Source organism: Amycolatopsis heterodermiae, assembly GCF_034929455.1.
In the GTDB taxonomy this organism is placed as follows: domain Bacteria; phylum Actinomycetota; class Actinomycetes; order Mycobacteriales; family Pseudonocardiaceae; genus Amycolatopsis; species Amycolatopsis heterodermiae.
The window spans coordinates 89874-107392 of sequence record NZ_JAYFSI010000012.1 but is presented as its reverse complement, the minus strand read 5'-3'; the positions used below and the strand labels follow the sequence as shown (position 1 = coordinate 107392).

General features: G+C 71.1%; 18 protein-coding genes. 9 read left to right on the top strand and 9 right to left on the bottom strand.

What is annotated here, in order from left to right; all coding sequences use genetic code 11:
* Positions 1–19 precede the first annotated feature (19 nt).
* Complete coding sequence (locus tag VA596_RS38150; RefSeq protein WP_323333893.1) at positions 20–556, top strand: TetR/AcrR family transcriptional regulator; 537 nt, start codon at positions 20–22, stop codon at positions 554–556.
* A 28-nt stretch (positions 557–584) separates the two neighbouring features.
* Here the strand turns inward: VA596_RS38150 and VA596_RS38145 are convergent, their stop codons facing one another.
* The 3 genes from VA596_RS38145 to VA596_RS38135 are packed head-to-tail and all read right to left on the bottom strand — an operon-like array spanning position 585 to position 2676.
* Positions 585–1205, bottom strand: coding sequence for a TetR/AcrR family transcriptional regulator (locus VA596_RS38145; RefSeq protein ID WP_323333891.1), 621 nt, complete (start codon positions 1203–1205; stop codon positions 585–587).
* The gene (locus VA596_RS38140; RefSeq protein ID WP_323333889.1) at positions 1205–2062 is read right to left on the bottom strand and encodes an oxidoreductase; all 858 of its coding nucleotides are present in this window, start codon (positions 2060–2062) and stop codon (positions 1205–1207) included. Before VA596_RS38140 ends, VA596_RS38145 begins: the two co-directional genes overlap by 1 nt.
* Before the next feature lie 50 nt (positions 2063–2112).
* Positions 2113–2676, bottom strand: a complete 564-nt coding sequence (locus VA596_RS38135; protein ID WP_323333887.1) for a TetR/AcrR family transcriptional regulator — start codon at positions 2674–2676, stop codon at positions 2113–2115.
* 113 nt (positions 2677–2789) lie between these two features.
* On the opposite strand from VA596_RS38135, the gene VA596_RS38130 reads away from it, so the two are divergent.
* A complete protein-coding gene (locus tag VA596_RS38130; protein ID WP_323333885.1) occupies positions 2790–3845 on the top strand; it encodes an aldo/keto reductase in 1056 nt (351 codons plus the stop codon).
* A 159-nt stretch (positions 3846–4004) separates the two neighbouring features.
* Positions 4005–4541, top strand: a complete 537-nt coding sequence (locus tag VA596_RS38125; RefSeq protein WP_323333883.1) for a YrhB domain-containing protein — start codon at positions 4005–4007, stop codon at positions 4539–4541.
* Positions 4542–4554: 13 nt separating this feature from the next.
* On the opposite strand, the gene VA596_RS38120 is transcribed toward VA596_RS38125, so the two are convergent.
* From VA596_RS38120 to VA596_RS38110, 3 genes are read right to left on the bottom strand one after another with little or no spacing between them, the layout of a single operon-like run.
* Positions 4555–5196: a CoA transferase subunit B gene (locus VA596_RS38120; RefSeq protein ID WP_323333882.1), complete on the bottom strand. Its 642-nt coding sequence runs from the start codon at positions 5194–5196 to the stop codon at positions 4555–4557.
* The gene (locus VA596_RS38115; protein ID WP_323333880.1) at positions 5193–5945 is read right to left on the bottom strand and encodes a CoA transferase subunit A; all 753 of its coding nucleotides are present in this window, start codon (positions 5943–5945) and stop codon (positions 5193–5195) included. The genes VA596_RS38120 and VA596_RS38115 overlap by 4 nt, the downstream gene beginning before the upstream one ends.
* 11 nt (positions 5946–5956) lie before the next feature.
* Positions 5957–6892 carry a hydroxymethylglutaryl-CoA lyase gene (locus tag VA596_RS38110; RefSeq protein ID WP_323333878.1) on the bottom strand — a complete coding sequence of 312 codons (936 nt, stop codon included), beginning with the start codon at positions 6890–6892 and terminating at the stop codon, positions 5957–5959.
* A 156-nt stretch (positions 6893–7048) separates the two neighbouring features.
* On the opposite strand from VA596_RS38110, the gene VA596_RS38105 reads away from it, so the two are divergent.
* From VA596_RS38105 to VA596_RS38095, 3 genes are all read left to right on the top strand, one after another.
* Positions 7049–7816, top strand: a complete 768-nt coding sequence (locus tag VA596_RS38105) for an IclR family transcriptional regulator (RefSeq protein ID WP_323333876.1) — start codon at positions 7049–7051, stop codon at positions 7814–7816.
* Positions 7817–7976: 160 nt separating this feature from the next.
* Positions 7977–8792 (top strand): SAM-dependent methyltransferase, encoded by an 816-nt coding sequence (locus VA596_RS38100; RefSeq protein WP_323333874.1) that lies wholly within the window; start codon positions 7977–7979, stop codon positions 8790–8792.
* Between the two features lie 28 nt (positions 8793–8820).
* Entirely contained in the window at positions 8821–9774 is a 954-nt protein-coding gene (locus tag VA596_RS38095; RefSeq protein ID WP_323333872.1) for a catalase, read from the top strand.
* A gap of 15 nt (positions 9775–9789) precedes the next feature.
* Here VA596_RS38095 and VA596_RS38090 read toward each other — a convergent pair whose 3' ends face one another.
* Entirely contained in the window at positions 9790–10356 is a 567-nt protein-coding gene (locus tag VA596_RS38090) for a PhoU domain-containing protein (protein WP_323333871.1), read from the bottom strand.
* Positions 10357–10430: 74 nt separating this feature from the next.
* Between VA596_RS38090 and VA596_RS38085 the strand changes: the two genes are divergently transcribed.
* Together VA596_RS38085 and VA596_RS38080 are read left to right on the top strand one after the other, a co-directional pair.
* The gene (locus VA596_RS38085; RefSeq protein WP_323333869.1) at positions 10431–11402 is read left to right on the top strand and encodes a magnesium transporter CorA family protein; all 972 of its coding nucleotides are present in this window, start codon (positions 10431–10433) and stop codon (positions 11400–11402) included.
* Positions 11403–11528: 126 nt separating this feature from the next.
* Positions 11529–14726: a family 78 glycoside hydrolase catalytic domain gene (locus tag VA596_RS38080; RefSeq protein ID WP_323333867.1), complete on the top strand. Its 3198-nt coding sequence runs from the start codon at positions 11529–11531 to the stop codon at positions 14724–14726.
* Here the strand turns inward: VA596_RS38080 and VA596_RS38075 are convergent.
* A complete protein-coding gene (locus VA596_RS38075; RefSeq protein WP_323333865.1) occupies positions 14723–15400 on the bottom strand; it encodes a TetR/AcrR family transcriptional regulator in 678 nt (225 codons plus the stop codon). The genes VA596_RS38080 and VA596_RS38075 overlap by 4 nt on opposite strands.
* An 86-nt stretch (positions 15401–15486) precedes the next feature.
* Here VA596_RS38075 and VA596_RS38070 point away from each other — a divergent pair, with 86 nt between their 5' ends.
* Positions 15487–16605 (top strand): FAD-dependent oxidoreductase, encoded by a 1119-nt coding sequence (locus VA596_RS38070; RefSeq protein ID WP_323333863.1) that lies wholly within the window; start codon positions 15487–15489, stop codon positions 16603–16605.
* Here the strand turns inward: VA596_RS38070 and VA596_RS38065 are convergent, their stop codons facing one another.
* Positions 16606–17517: an NADP-dependent oxidoreductase gene (locus VA596_RS38065; protein ID WP_323333861.1), complete on the bottom strand. Its 912-nt coding sequence runs from the start codon at positions 17515–17517 to the stop codon at positions 16606–16608.
* Positions 17518–17519 lie beyond the last annotated feature (2 nt).

Genomic DNA, 17519 nt, shown 5'->3' with positions numbered 1-17519 from the left:
AACGAATGGTCGTTCTTTTATGCCGAGAGTCACGCAAGCCCACCTCGACGCGCGCCGTCAGCAGATCCTCGACGCGGCCCGCGCCCGCTTCGCCTCCCACGGCTTCGCGCGGACGTCCATGACCGACCTCGTCGAAGCCTCGGGCCTGTCCACCGGGGCGATCTACCGGTACTTCAAGGGCAAGGACGAGATCGTCGCCGCCATCTGCGCACACTCGAACCAAGCGCTCCCCACCGAGCTGACGGCCGGGTCCGCGCGCGAGTTCCTCGAGCACATCCGCACCATGGCGCGCGAGGAGGACCACGCCCGGCTGGTCGCCCAGATCTACGCCGAGGCCGCCGTCTCCCCGCCGCTCGCCGACCTCGTCCGACGGCAGCTCGCCGAGCTGCGCGCCGCGGTGGCCGGGCTCCTGCCCGGCCGCGAACCGGCCGAAGCCGACCGGATCGCCGAAGCGTTCGTGACCCTGTGCGGCGGCTACGGCCAGCAGCTCGCCATCCGCGGCGACCTCGACCCGGCCCCCTTCGTCACGGCGCTCGTGGCGATCATCGAGTCGTGACGCGCTCGGCCCATCACGGCGCCGGTGGTCAGGGTTCGAGGCCCGCGGTCCGGAGCCACACCACCCGGCAGGTCTCCGACGCCTGGTCGAGCGCCTCGGGAGAAACCGCCGACGCGTGGTAGAACGTCCGCTCGATCATCCAGCACAGCGCGCCCGCCAGCGCCCGGGCGCCGTCGGGGCCCTCGTGGGACGCGACGTCGGCCCGCACCAGGATCGTGGTGATGGCGTCGATGAAGACGTCCGCGGTCTCCGTCCACAGTGTACCGAGTTCGGGAATGGTCGAAGCCTGGTCGATCGCCACCCGCATGATCAGGCCGTGCTCGTGCCAGCGGTCGCGGGTGCGCGTCATGGCCGTCGCGATCGCGTCGCGGGGCGCGGCGGGATCGCCGGCCGCCGCACGGGATTTCTCGCGGAGTGATTCCACGGTCCTGGCGAAGAGCGCGACCAGCGCCTCCTGCTTGGAGCTGAAGTAGAAGTACGTCGACGCACGGGACAACCCGGCGCGTTCGGCGATGTCGCTGGTCGTGAGCGAGTCGAAGCTCTTGACGGCCAGCAGATCCTCGAGGACGTCGAGGATCTGCTGCTCACGAAGGTCCCCTTTGGACGGTGCGGCGGTGCGCCGTCGGCCTGCCTTGACCGGGTCAGGCATCAGTTCGCCGCGACCTGGTGACCGTCGGGGAAGTCCGTCGACCGGGACAGCTCTTCCCACGCTTCGATGTCCGCGGACACGGCGGCCCGGCCGTTCCCGACGAGCCTCAGCGCGTCCGAACCGAGCACCAGGTGCACCGGCGGTTTTTCCGCGTCGACCACCGCGAGCACGGCTTCCGCGGCCTTGGCGGGATTGCCCAGCTGGTTACCACTGGCGGCGTGGCGTGCCGCGCGGATCGGCTCGAACAGCTCGTCGTAGTCCGCGATCGACCGGTCGCTGCGGACCATCGAGCGGCCCGCCCAGTTCGTCCGGAACGAACCCGGCTCGACGATCGTCACCCGGACCCCGAAGCCCGCGACCTCCTTGGCCAGCGATTCCAGCATCCCCTCCACCGCGTACTTGCTGCTGCAGTAGTACGCCATCCCGGGAACGGTCATCAGCCCGGCCATCGAGCCGACGGCGAAGATGTGCCCGGACCGCCGCTGCCGCATCCCCGGCAGCACCGCGTGGACCGTGGCCGCGACGCCGAACACGTTGGCGTCGAACTGCGCGCGCAGGTCGGCCATCGTGGACTCCTCGAACACACCCTCGTGCCCGTAGCCAGCGTTCGCGATCAGCACGTCGACCGGGCCGACGGTGCGCTCGACCTCGCCGACCACGTCGAAGACCGCCTCGTCGACGGTCACATCGAGCTGCCGCGCGTGGGCCCGTCCGGGCGCGAGCGCCTCGAACTTCGCCAAGTCGTCGGCCTTGCGCACGGTGCCGACGACGGTATGGCCGGCCGCCAGCGCGGCCTGCGCGAAGGCGCGGCCGAGGCCACTGCTGGCACCGGTGATGAGGAACGTCCGCTTCGTCATGCCGTCGACTCTACGCCGTGTCCAGAAAAATCGACACTGTGTCGAGTGTCCTACCGTGGCCGTAGTCCATCGACGACGACGGTGAGCATGCGGTCGAGCTGGGCGCGCTGGCCGGGCGCGCCGGCCACGGAGAGCACGCCGGCGAGGATGCCGCCGACGTCGACCGGATCGAGGTCGCCGCGCAGTTCTCCCGCTTCGACCCCGGCCTCGAGCACCATCCCCAGGATCTGCAGCACCTCGTCGCAGACCGGTCCAGTGCCGAAGCGCCCGGAAGCGCTCATGGCGACCAGGGCTTCGCAGATGCCGCGCCGCTCCGCCGCCCACTCGGCGAAACGGCGCATCCAGGCGTGCAGCGCCTGCGCGGGCCGCTCGGTGACCAGGAGGACGCGCGCGTCGTCGCGCAGCGGGCGGATCTGGTCGCGGTAGACCTCTTCGACCAGGTCCTCCCGGGTGGGGAAGTGCCGGTAGAGGGTGCCGCTCCCCACGCCCGCGCGCTTGGCGATCGCGTCCAGCGAGATCGACTTTCCCGAGGCGAAGGCCTCGGCGGCCGTGGCGATCAGGTGCTCGCGATTGCGCTGGGCGTCGGCTCTCAGGGTGCTCCGTGGAGGTGTCATGGCCTTCGCGATCGGGTTGCCGGGTGGGGGTGCGAGCTAATCGGGGACATCTCCGTTTAGTGTAGCGTGAGCTAAGCGGGGACCTCGCCGCTTACGACAACCAGGAGATCACGATGGCACTCACGCTCGACACCTACCGGCAGCTGGGACGTTCCGGCCTGCGGGTCTCGCCGCTCGCGCTCGGCGCGGCCACCTTCGGCAACGACTGGGGCTGGGGCGCGGAGCCGGACGAGGCGCGGAAGCTGTTCGACCTCTACGTCGAACGCGGCGGGAACTTCGTCGACACGGCGGTCACCTACACCAACGGCACGTCGGAACGCCTGCTCGGCGAGTTCGCCCGCGACCGGCGGGACAGCCTGGTCCTGGCCACGAAGTACACCACCCTGCGCCGGCCCGGCGACCCCAACTCCGGTGGCGCGAGCCGGAAAAGCCTCTTCGGCGCGGTCGAAACCAGCCTGCGGCAGCTGAACACGGACTACATCGACCTGCTGTACCTGCACGTGTGGGACCCGACCACGCCCGTCGAGGAGATCCTGCGCGGCCTGGACGACCTGGTCCAGCGGGGCAAGGTCCTCTACGTGGCCATCTCCAACACCCCGGCCTGGCAGATCGCGCGCATGCAGACGATCGCCGACCTGCGCGGCTGGTCGCCGCTGGTGGCGCTGCAGCTTGAGTACAACCTGGTGGAGCGCACCGGGGAGCGCGACCTGATCCCGATGGCGCGGGAACTGGGGCTGGGCACCGTCTTGTGGTCACCGCTCGCGGGCGGCGTGCTCACCGGCAAGTACCGCCGCGAGGACCTGACCGCGTCGCCGTCCGGCCAGGGCTCGCGCAAGGAGTTCAACCTGGCCCTCGGCGGCGTGACCGAGCGCAGCCTCGCCATCGTGGACGTCGTCAAGGAGGTCGCCGGCGAGCTGGGCCGCACGCCGGCCCAGGTGGGACTCGCCTGGACCCTGCAGAACCCGGCGGTGACGGCACCGATCATCGGCGCCCGCACGACCGAGCAGCTGACGGAGAACCTCGGAGCGCTGGAGGTCGACCTCACCCCGTCCCAGGTGGCGCGCCTGGACGAGGTCAGCGCGATCGACCTCGGCTTCCCTCACGCGATGCTCGCGAGCGACCACATCCGGGTCCAGACCCGCGGTGACCTGAAGATCCAGGCCCGCTGAAGCTACGGCTCAGCGGCCCAGGTGGTCGCGGTACGAGGTCCGGTTCGACGGACCGGTTGAGGAACACACCGGCCGTCCTCCACCGTAACCCGGCTCGGTGCCGCTGAAGTCGCCACAATTCGGGGATCCTCGGCGCAATGAACGCCCTACTCTGGTGCCGTGGTGTCGGAGAGGTGGGCGGTCAAGGTCGTGGAGCGGCATCTGGCCGGGTGGTCGGCGCAGGGTGGGCCGACGATGGCGGTCATGGACGTCAGGCCGCACCGGCTCGGCTGGGTGATCAACAGCCAAAGTGAGCGTTACCTGCGCACCCGCGCCATGATGGACGCGGTGCTGGGTCACTGGCCCTTCCTGGTCGACGGGGTGGACGGCAGCCTGCACGAGTTGCTTGGCGTCGCCGATCCCGGGAACGGCGAGTGGATCGAGGAGTATCTCGAGCAGGTACGCGGCATCGAACGTGCCGACCCGCTGCGGCTCCGGATCGCCGAGCTGCTCGATTCGGGTCAGCGTCTCGCCGCGCTTCGGCTGGTCCGAGCCTCCGCGCCCGATCTCGGGGCGCAGGGGGCGAAGGAGTACGTCGAGGCTGCCGCGGTCGCCGCGCCGGTTCCCGGGCACCTGCGCTCACGGCTGCCTCGGCCGCCGGCCGGGCGCCGGGCCTGGCGGCGTGTGTCGGGGCCGAACCCCGAGCCGGGCGCGTGACGAGCCGTGGTGGCTATGCCGACAAGGCGACCTTCAGCGATGCCCCCGTGGCAGCACGCACGTCGTCTTCCGTGACGCCAGGCGCCGTTTCCACCAGTACCAACCCCTCGGCGGTCACGTCGATGACGGCGAGGTCGGTGATGATGCGGTTCACCACGCGCAGTCCGGTGTACGGCAACGTGTTCTCCCGGAGGATCTTGGGGGAACCGTCCTTTGTGGTGTGTTCCATCAGCACGATGACCCGGCGGGCGCCGTGGACGAGGTCCATCGCGCCGCCCATGCCCTTGACCATCTTGCCGGGCACGGCCCAGTTGGACAGGTCGCCGTGTTCGGAGACCTGCATGGCGCCCAGGACCGCGACGTCGAGGTGGCCGCCGCGGATGATGCCGAACGAGAGCGCGGAGTCGAAGAACGACGCGCCCGGGCGGACGGTCACCGTTTCCTTGCCGGCGTTGACCAGGTCCGGGTCGATCGCGTCGGGCGCCGGGTACGGCCCGGTGCCGAGGATGCCATTTTCGCTGTGCAGCACCACGTGCACGTCTTCGGGCAGGAAGCCGGGGATCAGCGTCGGCAGGCCGATGCCGAGGTTGACGTACTCGCCGTCACGCAGCTCGGCGGCCGCGCGCGCGGCCATCTGGTCACGGGTGAGGCTCATCGGCCGGCCTCCGTCACAGTTGTCTTCTCGATGCGCTTTTCCAGGTCGGGGGCGTACACCACGTGCTGGACGAACACCCCGGGCAGGTGCACCGCGGCCGGGTCGAGCTCGCCGGGTTCGACCAGCTCCTGGACCTCGGCGACGGTGACGCGGCCCGCCATCGCGCACAGCGGGTTGAAGTTCTGCGCGGACTTCTCGAACACCAGGTTGCCGTGCCGGTCGCCCTTGGCCGCGGCGACGAGCGCGAAGTCCGTGACGATGGCCTCCTCGAGGACGTGCATGACACCGCCGAACTCCCGGGTCTCCTTGGGCGGCGACGCGACGGCCACCGAGCCGTCGGGCGCGTACCGCCACGGCAGCCCGCCGTCGGCGATCTGGCTGCCGACTCCCGCCGGGGTGAAGAACGCCGGGATCCCGCAGCCGCCGGCGCGCAGGCGCTCGGCCAGCGTGCCCTGCGGGCAGAGCTCGACCTCGAGCTCACCACCGAGGTACTGGCGGGCGAACTCCTTGTTCTCCCCCACGTAGGACCCGGTGACGCGGCTGATCCGCCGGTCGGCCAGCAGGATCCCGAGCCCCCAGTCGTCGACCCCGCAGTTGTTCGACACGACGCGCAGGTCGCCGACCCCCCTCTTGTACAGCGTCTCGATCAGGGTGGTCGGGATGCCGCACAGGCCGAATCCGCCGACGGCGAGCGTCGCGCCCTCGGCGATCCCGGCCAGCGCCTGTTCGGCGGTGACGACTTTGTCCATGCCTCTCCTCCTCAGGAAGTGCCGGCGAGTGCCGTGACGGTGCGGGACGGGCTGGGCCGGCCGAGGTGCCCGGCGAGCCAGGTGCTGGTGTCGACCATCTTCCGCAGGTCGACGCCGGTTTCGATGCCGAGACCGTGCAGCTGCCACAGCAGGTCCTCGGTGGCGAGGTTGCCGGTGGCGCTGCCGGCGAACGGGCAGCCGCCCAGGCCGCCCGCGGACGCGTCGACCAGGGTGACGCCCTTGCGCACGGCGGTCAGGGTGTTGGCCAGCGCCTGGCCGTAGGTGTCGTGGAAGTGCACGGCGAGCGAGTCGACCGGGATACCGGACGCGATCAGCGCGTCGAGCACGGCCGCGACCCGCCCGGGAGTCGCGACGCCGATGGTGTCGCCGAGGCTGATCTCGGTGCACCCCAGCGCGCGCATGCGGGTGGCCACGTCCAGAACGCGAGGCACGGGCACCTCGCCCTCCCACGGGTCGCCGAAGCACATCGACAGGTAGCCGCGCACGCCGATCCCGGCTTCGCGGGCGCGGGCGACGACCGGAGCGAACATCTCGAGGGACTCGCCGACCGTGCGGCCGAGGTTCCGCCGGGAGAAGGTTTCGGTGACGCTTCCGAACACGGCGATGTCGCGGACGCCGAGGTCGAGCGCACGCTCGAGACCGCGTGAATTCGGCACCAGCACGGGGTAGCGCACGCCGGGAGCGAGGGTGATCGCGCGGAAGAGGTCTTCGGCGTCGGCGAGTTGCGGCACCCACTTCGGGTGCACGAAACTCGTCGTCTCCACGACCGTGTGCCCCGCGTCCACCAGCCGCTCGACGAACTCGGCCTTGACCGCGACGGGCAGCACCGCGGACTCGTTCTGCAGGCCGTCACGGGGACCGACCTCGCAGATGGTCACGCGGGGAGGCAGCGGGAGGCCGTCGTGGGGCGTGACGCCGAAATCCATCGTCCTCTTCCCCGTCCGTCTGTTCAGTGAACGCCTCCGGAGTCAACGTCGAGCGGCAATCATCCGTCAATGAACGGGTGATATTGCCGGGCGAACTTCTCGGTCAGCGGTCATTCGAGCTTCGTACGTTCACTCAGTGAACGTACGATCGACGGCGTGACTGCTCCCCCGAACGTGGTCGGCCGGATCGCCGCGGTGCTGCGCGCGCTGTCGGCCGCGCAGCGCACCGGCGCGTCCACCTCCGAGATCGCGCGGGCGAGCGCGCTGGCCCGCCCGACCACGCACCGGCTGCTCGTGGCGCTGGCGGACGAGGGTTACGTGGACCGCGACCACCGCAGCGGGCAGTGGTACCTCGGACCGGAGCTGTACCTGCTCGGCGGGGTCGCCGCGAACCGCTACGACGTCACCCGGCACGCCCGCGCGAGCGTGCACCGCCTCGCCGCCGCGACCGGTGAAAGCGCCTTCTTCTCGGCTCGCCGCGGCGAGGAGACGGTGTGCCTGCTGCGCGAGGACGGCGCCTTCCCGATCCGCTCGTTCGTCCTCTTCGAAGGCGCCCGGTTCCCGCTCGGTGTCGTCTCCGCCGGCCAGGTCCTGCTGGCTATGCTGCCGGACCGCGAAATCGACGACTACCTGCGCCGAACGGACCTCACGGCCCAATGGGGCCCCGAGCACGGGCCGGACGCGGTCCGCGCGCGGGTCGCCCGCACGCGCGAACTCGGTTACGCCGTCAATCCGGGGCTGGTCGTCGAAGGCAGCTGGGGCATGGCCGCCGCGGTGTTCGACCAGGCCGGCGAACCCGCCTGGGCGTTGACCCTCACCGGGATCGAGTCACGCTTCCGCGCCGGCCGCCGTCCGGAACTCGGCGCCCTTTTGCTCGAGGAAGCCCACGAGCTGACGAAGACTCTGCAAGCGTCCAGCCACTGACGCGGACCGGCAGGTCACCTAAACAGCGCAACAATGCTCACCGCCAGTGGTTTCGCCACACAACAGACCATTCTTTCGTGTAAACACCGGTCTGGTCACGGGCGTTACCAAAGTGACTAGACTGCTGCGACGCGAAAGACCCATTCCCCCCGGAGGTGACGTGACTCTCGCTGCCGAACCCGTCGTGCTCGGTGACTGCCTGTCGGACACCGTTGCGTCGCCGGCCCGGATTCGTGATGCCGCTCTCGGGGGCCAGGACAACTACGCCGCCGATCGCGATGCGCTGCGGGAGCTGGACGAGGTCGCGCCCGGGTTCGCCGATCTGCTGCGCGTGGTCCGCGCGTGGCACGTCCGGGTCGTCCGGCATCTCGCCGCTCGTGGGTTCGGGCAGTTCCTCGACCTGGCCGCCGGGCTGCCCGCCGCCGAGGACAACACGCACCAGACCGCGCAACGCCACAACCCCGACGCGAAGGTCGTCTACACCGGGACCGACAACCTCGTCCTCAGCTACGAACGCGCCCTGCTCGACGACAACGACACCGTCCACGTCGTCCACGCCGACGGCCTCGATCCCCACGCTCTGCTCGCCCACGAAACCGTGTCCTCGGCGCTCGACCCGGCGCAGCCGGTCGCGGTGCTGCTGACCACCGGCGTGCAGGACGAACCCGACGACGACCGCCTCGCCGCGGCCCTGTCCGGCTACCGGGCCCTGCTCCCGCCGGGTTCGGCGCTGGCGCTCAGCTGCTGGGCACCGCCGAGCAAGCCCGGCCGGGCGATCGAGCGGACCTGGGCGGCACGCTGCCACCGCGAGATCCGCTGCCGCACCGAGAACGCCGTCGAGCGCCTGTTCACCGGCTTCGACCTGCTCGACCCGGGCCTGGTGCGCCTGGCCGACTGGTGGCCGGACGGCCCGCTGCTGCACACACCGCCGCCGGCGCACCAGTTCGCGCTCGGCGGTGTCGGAATCAAGAGCTAGCTTGCCGTTGCCACGCTAGGCTTCCCGGGTGACCACACCGGGCGGGATGACCGCTGTCCAGGCCGTCAACCGGATCGAAGCGGCGGGACACCCCCGTCCCCAGGACCGCAGGCTGCACGCCCGCGGCGCCGTCTTCGCCGGCCGGTTCGTCCCCAGCGGCCGGCTCGCGCAGCTGACCTCGGCGGCCCACCTGACCCGTGAGACCGACCTGGTCGTCCGGTTCTCCAACGGCTCGCCGCAGCACGACGCCGACGACCGAACCCGCGGGATCCGCGGGATGGCCGTCAAGTTCCTCGACGGCGAGGGCAACGGGGTGCACGACCTGGTCGCCGCCAACTTCCGGGTGTTTCCCAGCAGCACCCCGGAAGGCTTCATCGAGCTCGTCGAGGCGCTGGCCGGGACCACCGAGACCGCGCTCAAGGACAAGCTCGCCGCGGGTGGCAAGCTCGCCGGATTCCTGTTCCAGCACAAGGAAAGCCACGCCGGGATCAAGGCGTTCGTCTCCCGGCACGCCCCGGCGAGCTTCGCCACCACGCGGTTCGACGGGCTGCACGCGTTCCACTTCGCCGACGCCGAAGGCCGGCGCCGCGCGTTCCGCTACCGGCTCGTCCCCCAGCTCGGTGAGGTCGACCTCGATTCGGGACGCGCCCTGCCCCGCGACTTCCTGCTGCCGGAGCTCGACCGCCGGCTGGCCGGCGGGCCCGTGTCGTTCACCCTGGTCGTCCAGCTGGGCGACCAGGGCGACCCGACGCACGACCCGTCGATCGCCTGGCCCGAACAGCGCACCCTGCTGCCGGCCGGCGAGATCCGGATCGAGCGGCTCTCCCCGGACTCCGCGCAGTGGGAGCGCCAGGTCTTCGACCCGACCCGGGTCGCGCCCGGCGTCGAGCTTTCGGACGACGCGGTGCTGGCGTTCCGGCCGCACGCCTACTCGGTTTCCGCGGAACGGCGGCTGAGCGCCGACCCCGGCCCGGCGCGGTGACGACCCTCCCCCGGCTCAGGCCGCCGTCACCCGGCTGCCGGGTGCCGCGGACTTCATGAGGCGGCCGAGAACGACCGCGTGCTCGGCGAAGCGCTCGTAGACGCGGCTCAGCGCGGCGATGTCCGCCGGCTCGCGCAGGGTGGCCAGGATCCCGCGCAGGTCGGCCAGGTCGTCGTCCACCCCGATCGACGCGCGGGCGTGCTCGCCGTCGGCGGCCAGTTCCACCAGCCACACGGCGAGCCGGCCCAGCTCGACGAAGGCCGGGGTCAGCGCGTGCGGCACCACCGGGTGCGGGTAGGCGCGCTGGACGGCCCGCGCGACCTGGAGGGCGAACCCGCTCAGGCGCTCCAGCTCGGTCAGCGCGTGGATCGCGGCGAGGACCGGCACGGCCGGCGCCAGGACCGTGGGCACGCGGCGGGCCAGCTCCTCGCGTTCCCGGTCGAGGCGGACCGAATCGGCCACGATGTCGTCCGCCAGCGCCACGTCGGCTTCCTCGAGGGCAACGGTCGCGCGCTTCATCGCGGCCGCGGTCGCCCGGGTCAGCCGGACCAGTTCGGCGGCGGCGGATTCGTGGGTGCGCATGCCTCCACACTGTCCATCCGGGACGGCCCACGTCCAGCACTTTGACGGGAATTCAACGCGCTAGTCTCCACTTCATGGCCCGCACCCGCCTCTACCGCGACGGGGTCCTCGTCGCCGAGGACTTCCCGGCCGCGGACGTGTCCGACCACCTGGCCGACCCGGCGGCCACCGTCTGGCTCGACCTGTGCGCTCCGACCGAGGCGGACCTCGCCACGATCAGCGAAGAGCTGAGCCTGCACAAGCTGGCGGTCGAGGACGTCGTGCAGGACCACCAGCGGCCGAAGGTGGACCGGTACGACACGCACTCCTTCCTCACCGCCTACGCGGTACGGCTCGACGTCGGGACCGGCGACCTCGAAGCGATCGAAATGGACGCGTTCATCACCGAACGCGCGCTGGTGACCGTCCGGGAAAACGACGGCTTCGACATCACCGAGGTCCTCACCCGCTGGGACGCGACCGCCGATCTCGCCAAGAGCGGCGTCGGCTACCTCCTTCACGGGCTGCTCGACTACGTCGTCGACAGCCACTTCGAAGCCGTGCAGACCCTCGACGAACAGATCGAGGCCCTCGAGGACCTCGTCTTCGACGACGACGTCGACCACCGCGACATGCACCGCCGCTCCCTGCACCTGCGCAAGAGCCTGGTCCGGCTCCGCCGGGTCGTGCTGCCGATGCGCGAGGTCGTCAACACGCTGATGCGCCGCGACCACAACGTCTGCGACAGCGAGCTGATGCCGTACTACCAGGACGTCTACGACCACGTGCTGCGCGCGTCGGAATGGACGGAGTCGCTGCGCGAGCTGATCACGACGGTCCGCGAAACCCAGCTGAACCTCCAGGCGAACCGCCTCAACACGATCATGAAGAAGGTGACCGGCTGGGCGGCGGTGATCGCGGTACCCACCGCGATCACCGGCTTCTACGGCCAGAACATCCCGTACCCGGGCGTCGACCAGCCGTGGGGGTTCTGGGTCTCCACGGCGGCCATCGTCGTCTTCTCGGCCGGGCTCTACCTGCTGTTCAAGCGCAAGGACTGGCTCTGACGTTCGATTAGAACGTTCTAAGCCCGAATGGTCGTGACCCTTGTCACTTCATCCGTAAGCGGTATATCGTTGCGCGGCACCGGTATTGAAACGATTCAAGAGTCGCCCGCCAATGGAGGATGTGCGATGAGATCGCGTGTAGCGGGAGTCTCGGCCGTGCTGGTCGTGCTGCTGGCCGTGTCCGGCTCGGGGACGGCGCTGGCCGGGCAGGACCGGCACGCCGGTCTGGACGCCGGAGCGCTGACGGTCGAGCACCAGGCGGACCCCCTCGGCGTCGACGTGGCCAAGCCGCGGCTCGGCTGGGAGCTGAACTCGGACCAGCCGGGGGCCCGGCAGTCGGCCTACCAGGTGCAGGTGTCGTCGGCGCCGAACCGGACGGGCGACGTCTGGGACAGCGGCCGGGTGCCGTCGGCGAAGTCGTTCGACGTCGCCTACGCCGGAGCCGGGCTGCGGTCGCGCACGCGGTACTACTGGCGCGTCCGCGTCTGGGACGCCACCGGGCGGACGTCGGACTGGAGCGACGCCGCGTGGTTCGAGACGGCGTTCCTGACCGGCGCCGACTTCCACGGCGACTGGATCGGGGCGCGCGCCGAACCGGTCACCACCTCGCTGCAGGGCGCGAACTGGATCTGGTACCCCCAGGGCAATCCGGCGGACTCCGCGCCGGTCGGCACCCGGTACTTCCGGCGGGCGTTCGACGTCCCCGCCGGCGTCACGGCGGCCCACATCCAGCTCACCGCCGACGACAACTTCGTCCTGTCCCTCAACGGGAAGCAGGTCGCGAGCTCGCCGCCGGTCGCCGACTCGTGGCGGACCGCCGTCGACGTCGACCTCACCGCCGACCTGCGTCCCGGGCGCAACGTGCTCGCGATCCAGGCCGCCAACGCCCAGCCCGGCCCGTCCGGGCTCGTCGGCAAGCTGCACGTCGAGACGTCGTCGGGGACTCCGGTCGACATCGTCACCGACGCCGCCTGGAAGGCGTCCGACACGGACACCGCGGGGTGGCAGCAGCCGGACTTCGACGACTCGGCGTGGCCGGCCGCGCTGGTGGCGGCCGCCTACGGCTCGGGACCGTGGGGCAACTCGGTCACGGCGACGACCCCGCCGGAACCGTTGCTGCGCAAGGACTTCACGGCGAACAAGAAGATCAGGTCCGCACGCGCGTACATCGCCGGTCTCGGGTACTACAAGCTCTACCTCAACGGCCGCCGCGTCGGCGACCACGAGCTGGACCCGGCGTTCACCGTCTACGACAAGACGGATCTCTACGCAACGTACGACGTGACCCAGGCCCTGCGGTCCGGGGCCAACACGATCGGCGTGAGCCTGGGACGCGGCTACTACGCGATGACGAACCCCGACGAGTGGCTGAGTTCGCCGTGGCACGGTGAGCCGAAGCTGAAGCTCGAGCTGGACGTCACCTACACCGACGGCACGAGCGGGCGCGTCGTCAGCGACGGCAGCTGGACGCTCGCGGACGGGCCCACCACCTCGGAATCGTTGTGGTTCGGCGAAACCCACGACGCGCGGCTCGAGCAGCCGGGCTGGAACGACACCGGGTTCGACGCCTCCGCCTGGCGCCCCGCGCGCGTCGTCCCGGCGCCCGCAGGCACGCTGCGGGCGCAGGCGTTCCCGCCGATCAAGGTGACGGACACGCTGGGCACCGGGAAGGTGACCACCCCCGCCGCCGGGACGACGGTGCACGACTTCGGCAGCCCCACCGCGGGCTGGGCCGGGGTCGGCGTGCGCGGACCGGCCGGGGCCCAGGTGACGATCACCTACGGCGAGAAGCTGAAGGCCGACGGCACCGTCGACAACATCGGCGGTTTCGGGATGCAGCTGCAGAAGTACACGTACATCCTGAAGGGCGGCGGGCCGGAGACGTTCACGCCGAGCTACTCCTACGCCGGGTTCCAGTACGTCCAGGTCACCGCGCCCGCGGGCGTCACCGTTGATGCGGTGACCGGGCAGCGGGTCCACACGGCCGTCGCCAAGACCGGTGACTTCACCAGCTCGAGCGACCTGCTCAACCGGTACCACGCCGCCGAGGCGAACACGATCCTCAACAACCTGCACTCGGTGCCGACCGACACCCCGATGTACGAGAAGCGGCCCTACACCGCCGACGCCTTCCTGGCCGCCGACGCCGCCATCGGCAGCTTCGACATGGAGAACTTCTACGAGAACTGGATGCGGGCCCACCGGGACGACCAGACGCCGGAGGGCAACATCGGCCAGACCGTGCCGGGCACCGTCGGGGCCAAGCAGGTGATCGACCCGGTCTGGTCCGCCAGCTTCGTGCTCGTCGACTGGGATCTCTATTGGTACTACGGAGATATCCAGCCGCTCGCGGACAACTACGAGGCGATGAAGGCGTGGCTCGGGTTCTTCGAGAAGAACATCGCGAAGACCGGGTACATCTACACGGGCGGCAGCTACGCCGACTGGCTCGCGCCCGGGTTCGCCCAGCCGCCCGAGGGCGCGCGGCTCGCCGGCACTGCCTACCTCCACAAGACCACCACGACGATGGCGGCGATCGCGCGCGCCCTCGGCCACAACGACGACGCGGCGCGCTTCGACCAGCTCGCCGGCACGATCGCCGGCGCGTTCAACGCCACGTTCTACGACGCCTCGAAGGGGGCGTACTTCGACGATCCGGCCGCGGGCTACCGCCAGACCAGCAACCTGCTGCCGCTGAGCCTCGGCATCGTGCCGGCAGCGGCCCGCGCCGGCGTCGTCGCGAACCTCGTCGGCGACATCAAGGGCCGTGGCGTCCACCTGAACACCGGTGCGCTGGGCACGAAGCTCATCCTCCCGGTGCTGACCGAAACGGGGAACTCGGAGCTCGCCTACAGCGTCGCGACGAACCCGACGTACCCCGGCTGGGGTTACTGGTTCCAGGCTCTGGGCGCCACGACGATGTGGGAGGAGTGGCAGGCCGGGTCCCGGTCGCACCAGCACGCCTTCATGGGCACGGTCGACGACTGGCTGTACCAGGACGTCGCCGGGATCGAACCCGCGGCGCCGGGCTACACGAAGGTCAAGATCCAGCCCTCCCCCGTGGGCGACCTGCGGCAGGCCTCGGCGCACGTCGACTCCCCGCTCGGCCCGGTGCGCTCGGACTGGACCCGGGACCGGAACCGCTTCACGCTGCGGGTCAGCGTGCCCGTCGGCGCGACGGGTGAGGTCTTCGTGCCGGTCGGCCGGGGACAGCGGGTCAACGCGCCGGCCGGCGCGACGGCGGAAGGCACGCAGAACGGCTACGCCCGCTACCGGGTCGGTTCGGGCAGCTACGAGTTCCGGGCCATTTTCCGGGCCGGCTAGGTCAAGGTGGCGATGCCGGCCAGGAAGATGTCGAGGCCGGCGAGGAACTGCTCGCGGTCGTCGTGCTCGCGCAGCTGCGTCACCGACGCGTGCACGAACGGGTAGCGGGCCGGGTCGACTTGCGCCCACTGCGCGGCGGCGTTGTCCAAAAAGGACGCTCGGTCCGTTTCGGTGTCGGCGAGGTACCGGGCGTTCGCGGCGTTCTGCACGGCGACACCGAGGACGTAGTTCGTGAGCGTGCCGGCCGCGTCGAAGCGCGCTCGTTCGGGGACATCGAGCGCGTTGAGCAGCCGGGCGATGCTCTCGTAGAAGTCCAGCAGTGCGGGCCGCCACGGCTGCCGGGACAGCTCGGCCCCGACCCAGGGGTGGGCGTCGACCGCGTCGAACAGGCCGACGGCGAGGCGGCGCAGGGTCTCGCGCGGGTCGTCGTCGAGGGCCGCGCCGGCCAGCACGCGGGTGATGACGTCGTCGGCGGCGGCGGCGAGCAGGTCGCCCTTGTCCGCGACGTGGTGGTAGATCGCGCCGTAGCCGGTGCTCAGGCGGACGGTGAGCGCGCGCAGCGTCAACGCGCTTTCGCCGCCGCTGTCCAGGAGTTCGGTCGCGGACCGGATGATCAGCTCCCGGGACAGGCTGTCCGTGCGCCGCGGCGACCGCGGCGCGGTGTTCTTGCCCATGGCTCCATCATCGCATGACTGGATCGCCGCTCCAAACTCGTGCTAGCTTGATTGGAGTGACGATCCAATCAAGCCTTGGAGGAACCATGACCACCCCGGTCACGATCATCGGCGCGGGTCTCGGCGGCCTGGTGCTGTCGCGCGTGCTGCACGTCCACGGCATCCCGTCCGTGGTCTACGAGGCGGAATCCTCGCCGTCGGCGCGCACGCAGGGCGGGCTGCTCGACATCCGCGACTACAACGGCCAGCCGGCGCTCGAGACGGCGGGCCTGACCCAGGAGTTCCGCGAGCTGATCCTGGAGGGCCGCCAGGCGATGCGGCTGCTCGACCGGGACGGGACCGTCCTGCTCGAAGTGCCCGACGACGGCACGGGCGGCAGTCCCGAGGTGCAGCGCGGTGAACTGCGGCGGATGCTGCTCGACGCGCTCCCGGCCGGCACCGTCCACTGGGGACACAAGGTCACCGGTGTGCGAGCCCTCGGCGACGGCCGCCACGAGGTGACCTTCGCCGACGGCACCACCGTCACCACGGGCCTGCTCGTCGGCGCGGACGGCGCTTGGTCCCGGGTCCGGCCGCTGCTGTCCGCCGCGAAGCCCGAGTTCACCGGCATCGGGTTCGTCGAGACCCACCTGTTCGACGGCGACCACCGGCACCCGACCAGCGCGAAGACCGTCGGCGGCGGCGCGATGATGGTGCTGGAGCCGGGAAAGGGAATCCTCGCCCACCGGGAGCGCGACGGGAACCTGCACACCTGGGTGATGCTCGCCCGATCGCGGGAGTGGTTCGCGAGCGTCGACTTCACCGATCCCGCCACGGCCACCGCCCGGATCGTGGCGGAGTTCGACGGCTGGGCGCCGCAGCTCACCACCCTGGTCACCGCCGGCGAGACCGCGCCCGTCCTGCGCACGATCCACACCCTGCCCGGCGGGCACCGGTGGGACCGGACCCCCGGCGTCACCCTGCTCGGCGACGCCGCCCACCTCACGGTCCCCAACGGCGAAGGCGCCAACCTGGCCATGTACGACGGTGCCGAGCTGGGCCTGGCCCTCGCCGCGCACCCCGGCGACGTCGAGACCGCGCTGGCCGAGTACGAGCAGGCCCTGTTCCCGCGCAGCGCCGCAGCCGCCGCCGAGGCCCCCGACCTCTACGTGATGCTGGGTGAGGGCACGCCCCACACCCTGATCAACGCCGTCGGCGCCGGCTGATCACCCGACCACCAGCACCAGCCGGCCCCGGGCGTGCGCGGTTTCGGCGGCGCGGTGGGCCTCGACGATCTCGTCGAGCGGGAAGGTCCGGTCCACCGGCAGCCAGAACCGGCCGGCCTCGATCAGCGCGCCGATCTCGCCGAGGGCGTGGAACCCGTTGCCGTCGACGAATCCGTTGCTGAAGTGCACCCCGTGCTTCTCCGCGCCCTGGAAGTCGGCCAGCGTCACCACGTTCGACGCGCCACCGGCCAGGTCGATCAGCTCGGGCAGGACCCCGTTCCCGGCCACGTCCAGCGCGACGTCGACGCCGCCGGGAGCGAGGGCGCGGATCCGGTCGACCATGCCATCGCCGTACGTCACGGGTTCCGCGCCGAGCAAGGCCAGGTAGTTCTGGTTGGCGGCACCGGCGGCGCCGATCACCCGCGCGCCGCGGGCGAGGGCCAGCTGGACGGCCGTGCCGCCGATCCCGCCGGTGGCCCCGTTGACGAACAGTGTCCGTCCCCTTGAGACGGTGAGCTGGTCGAGCGCGCGCGTGGCCGTTTCGAGGGCGATGGGGAGGGCGGCGGCGTCGACGAAGCCGAGTGACGGCGGGATGGGCGCGCGGTAGGTCAGCAGGGCCAGCTCGGCCGCGCCGGCGCCGTCGTCGGAGATGCCGAACACCCGGTCGCCGACGGCGACGTCGGTCACGCCCTCGCCGAGTTCGTCGACCACGCCCGCGACGTCACGGCCGGTCGTCTGCGGAAGTCCCGCGCCGAAGGACAGCTCGCCGCTGCGCAGTTTCGTCTCGGTCGCGTTGACGCCGGCCGCGTGGACGGCGATCCGGACCTGGCCGGGACCGGGGTGCGGGTCGGGGAGGTCCACGATCTCGAGGACCTCGGGACCGCCGAACCGCTGGAACTGTGCTGCTTTCATGG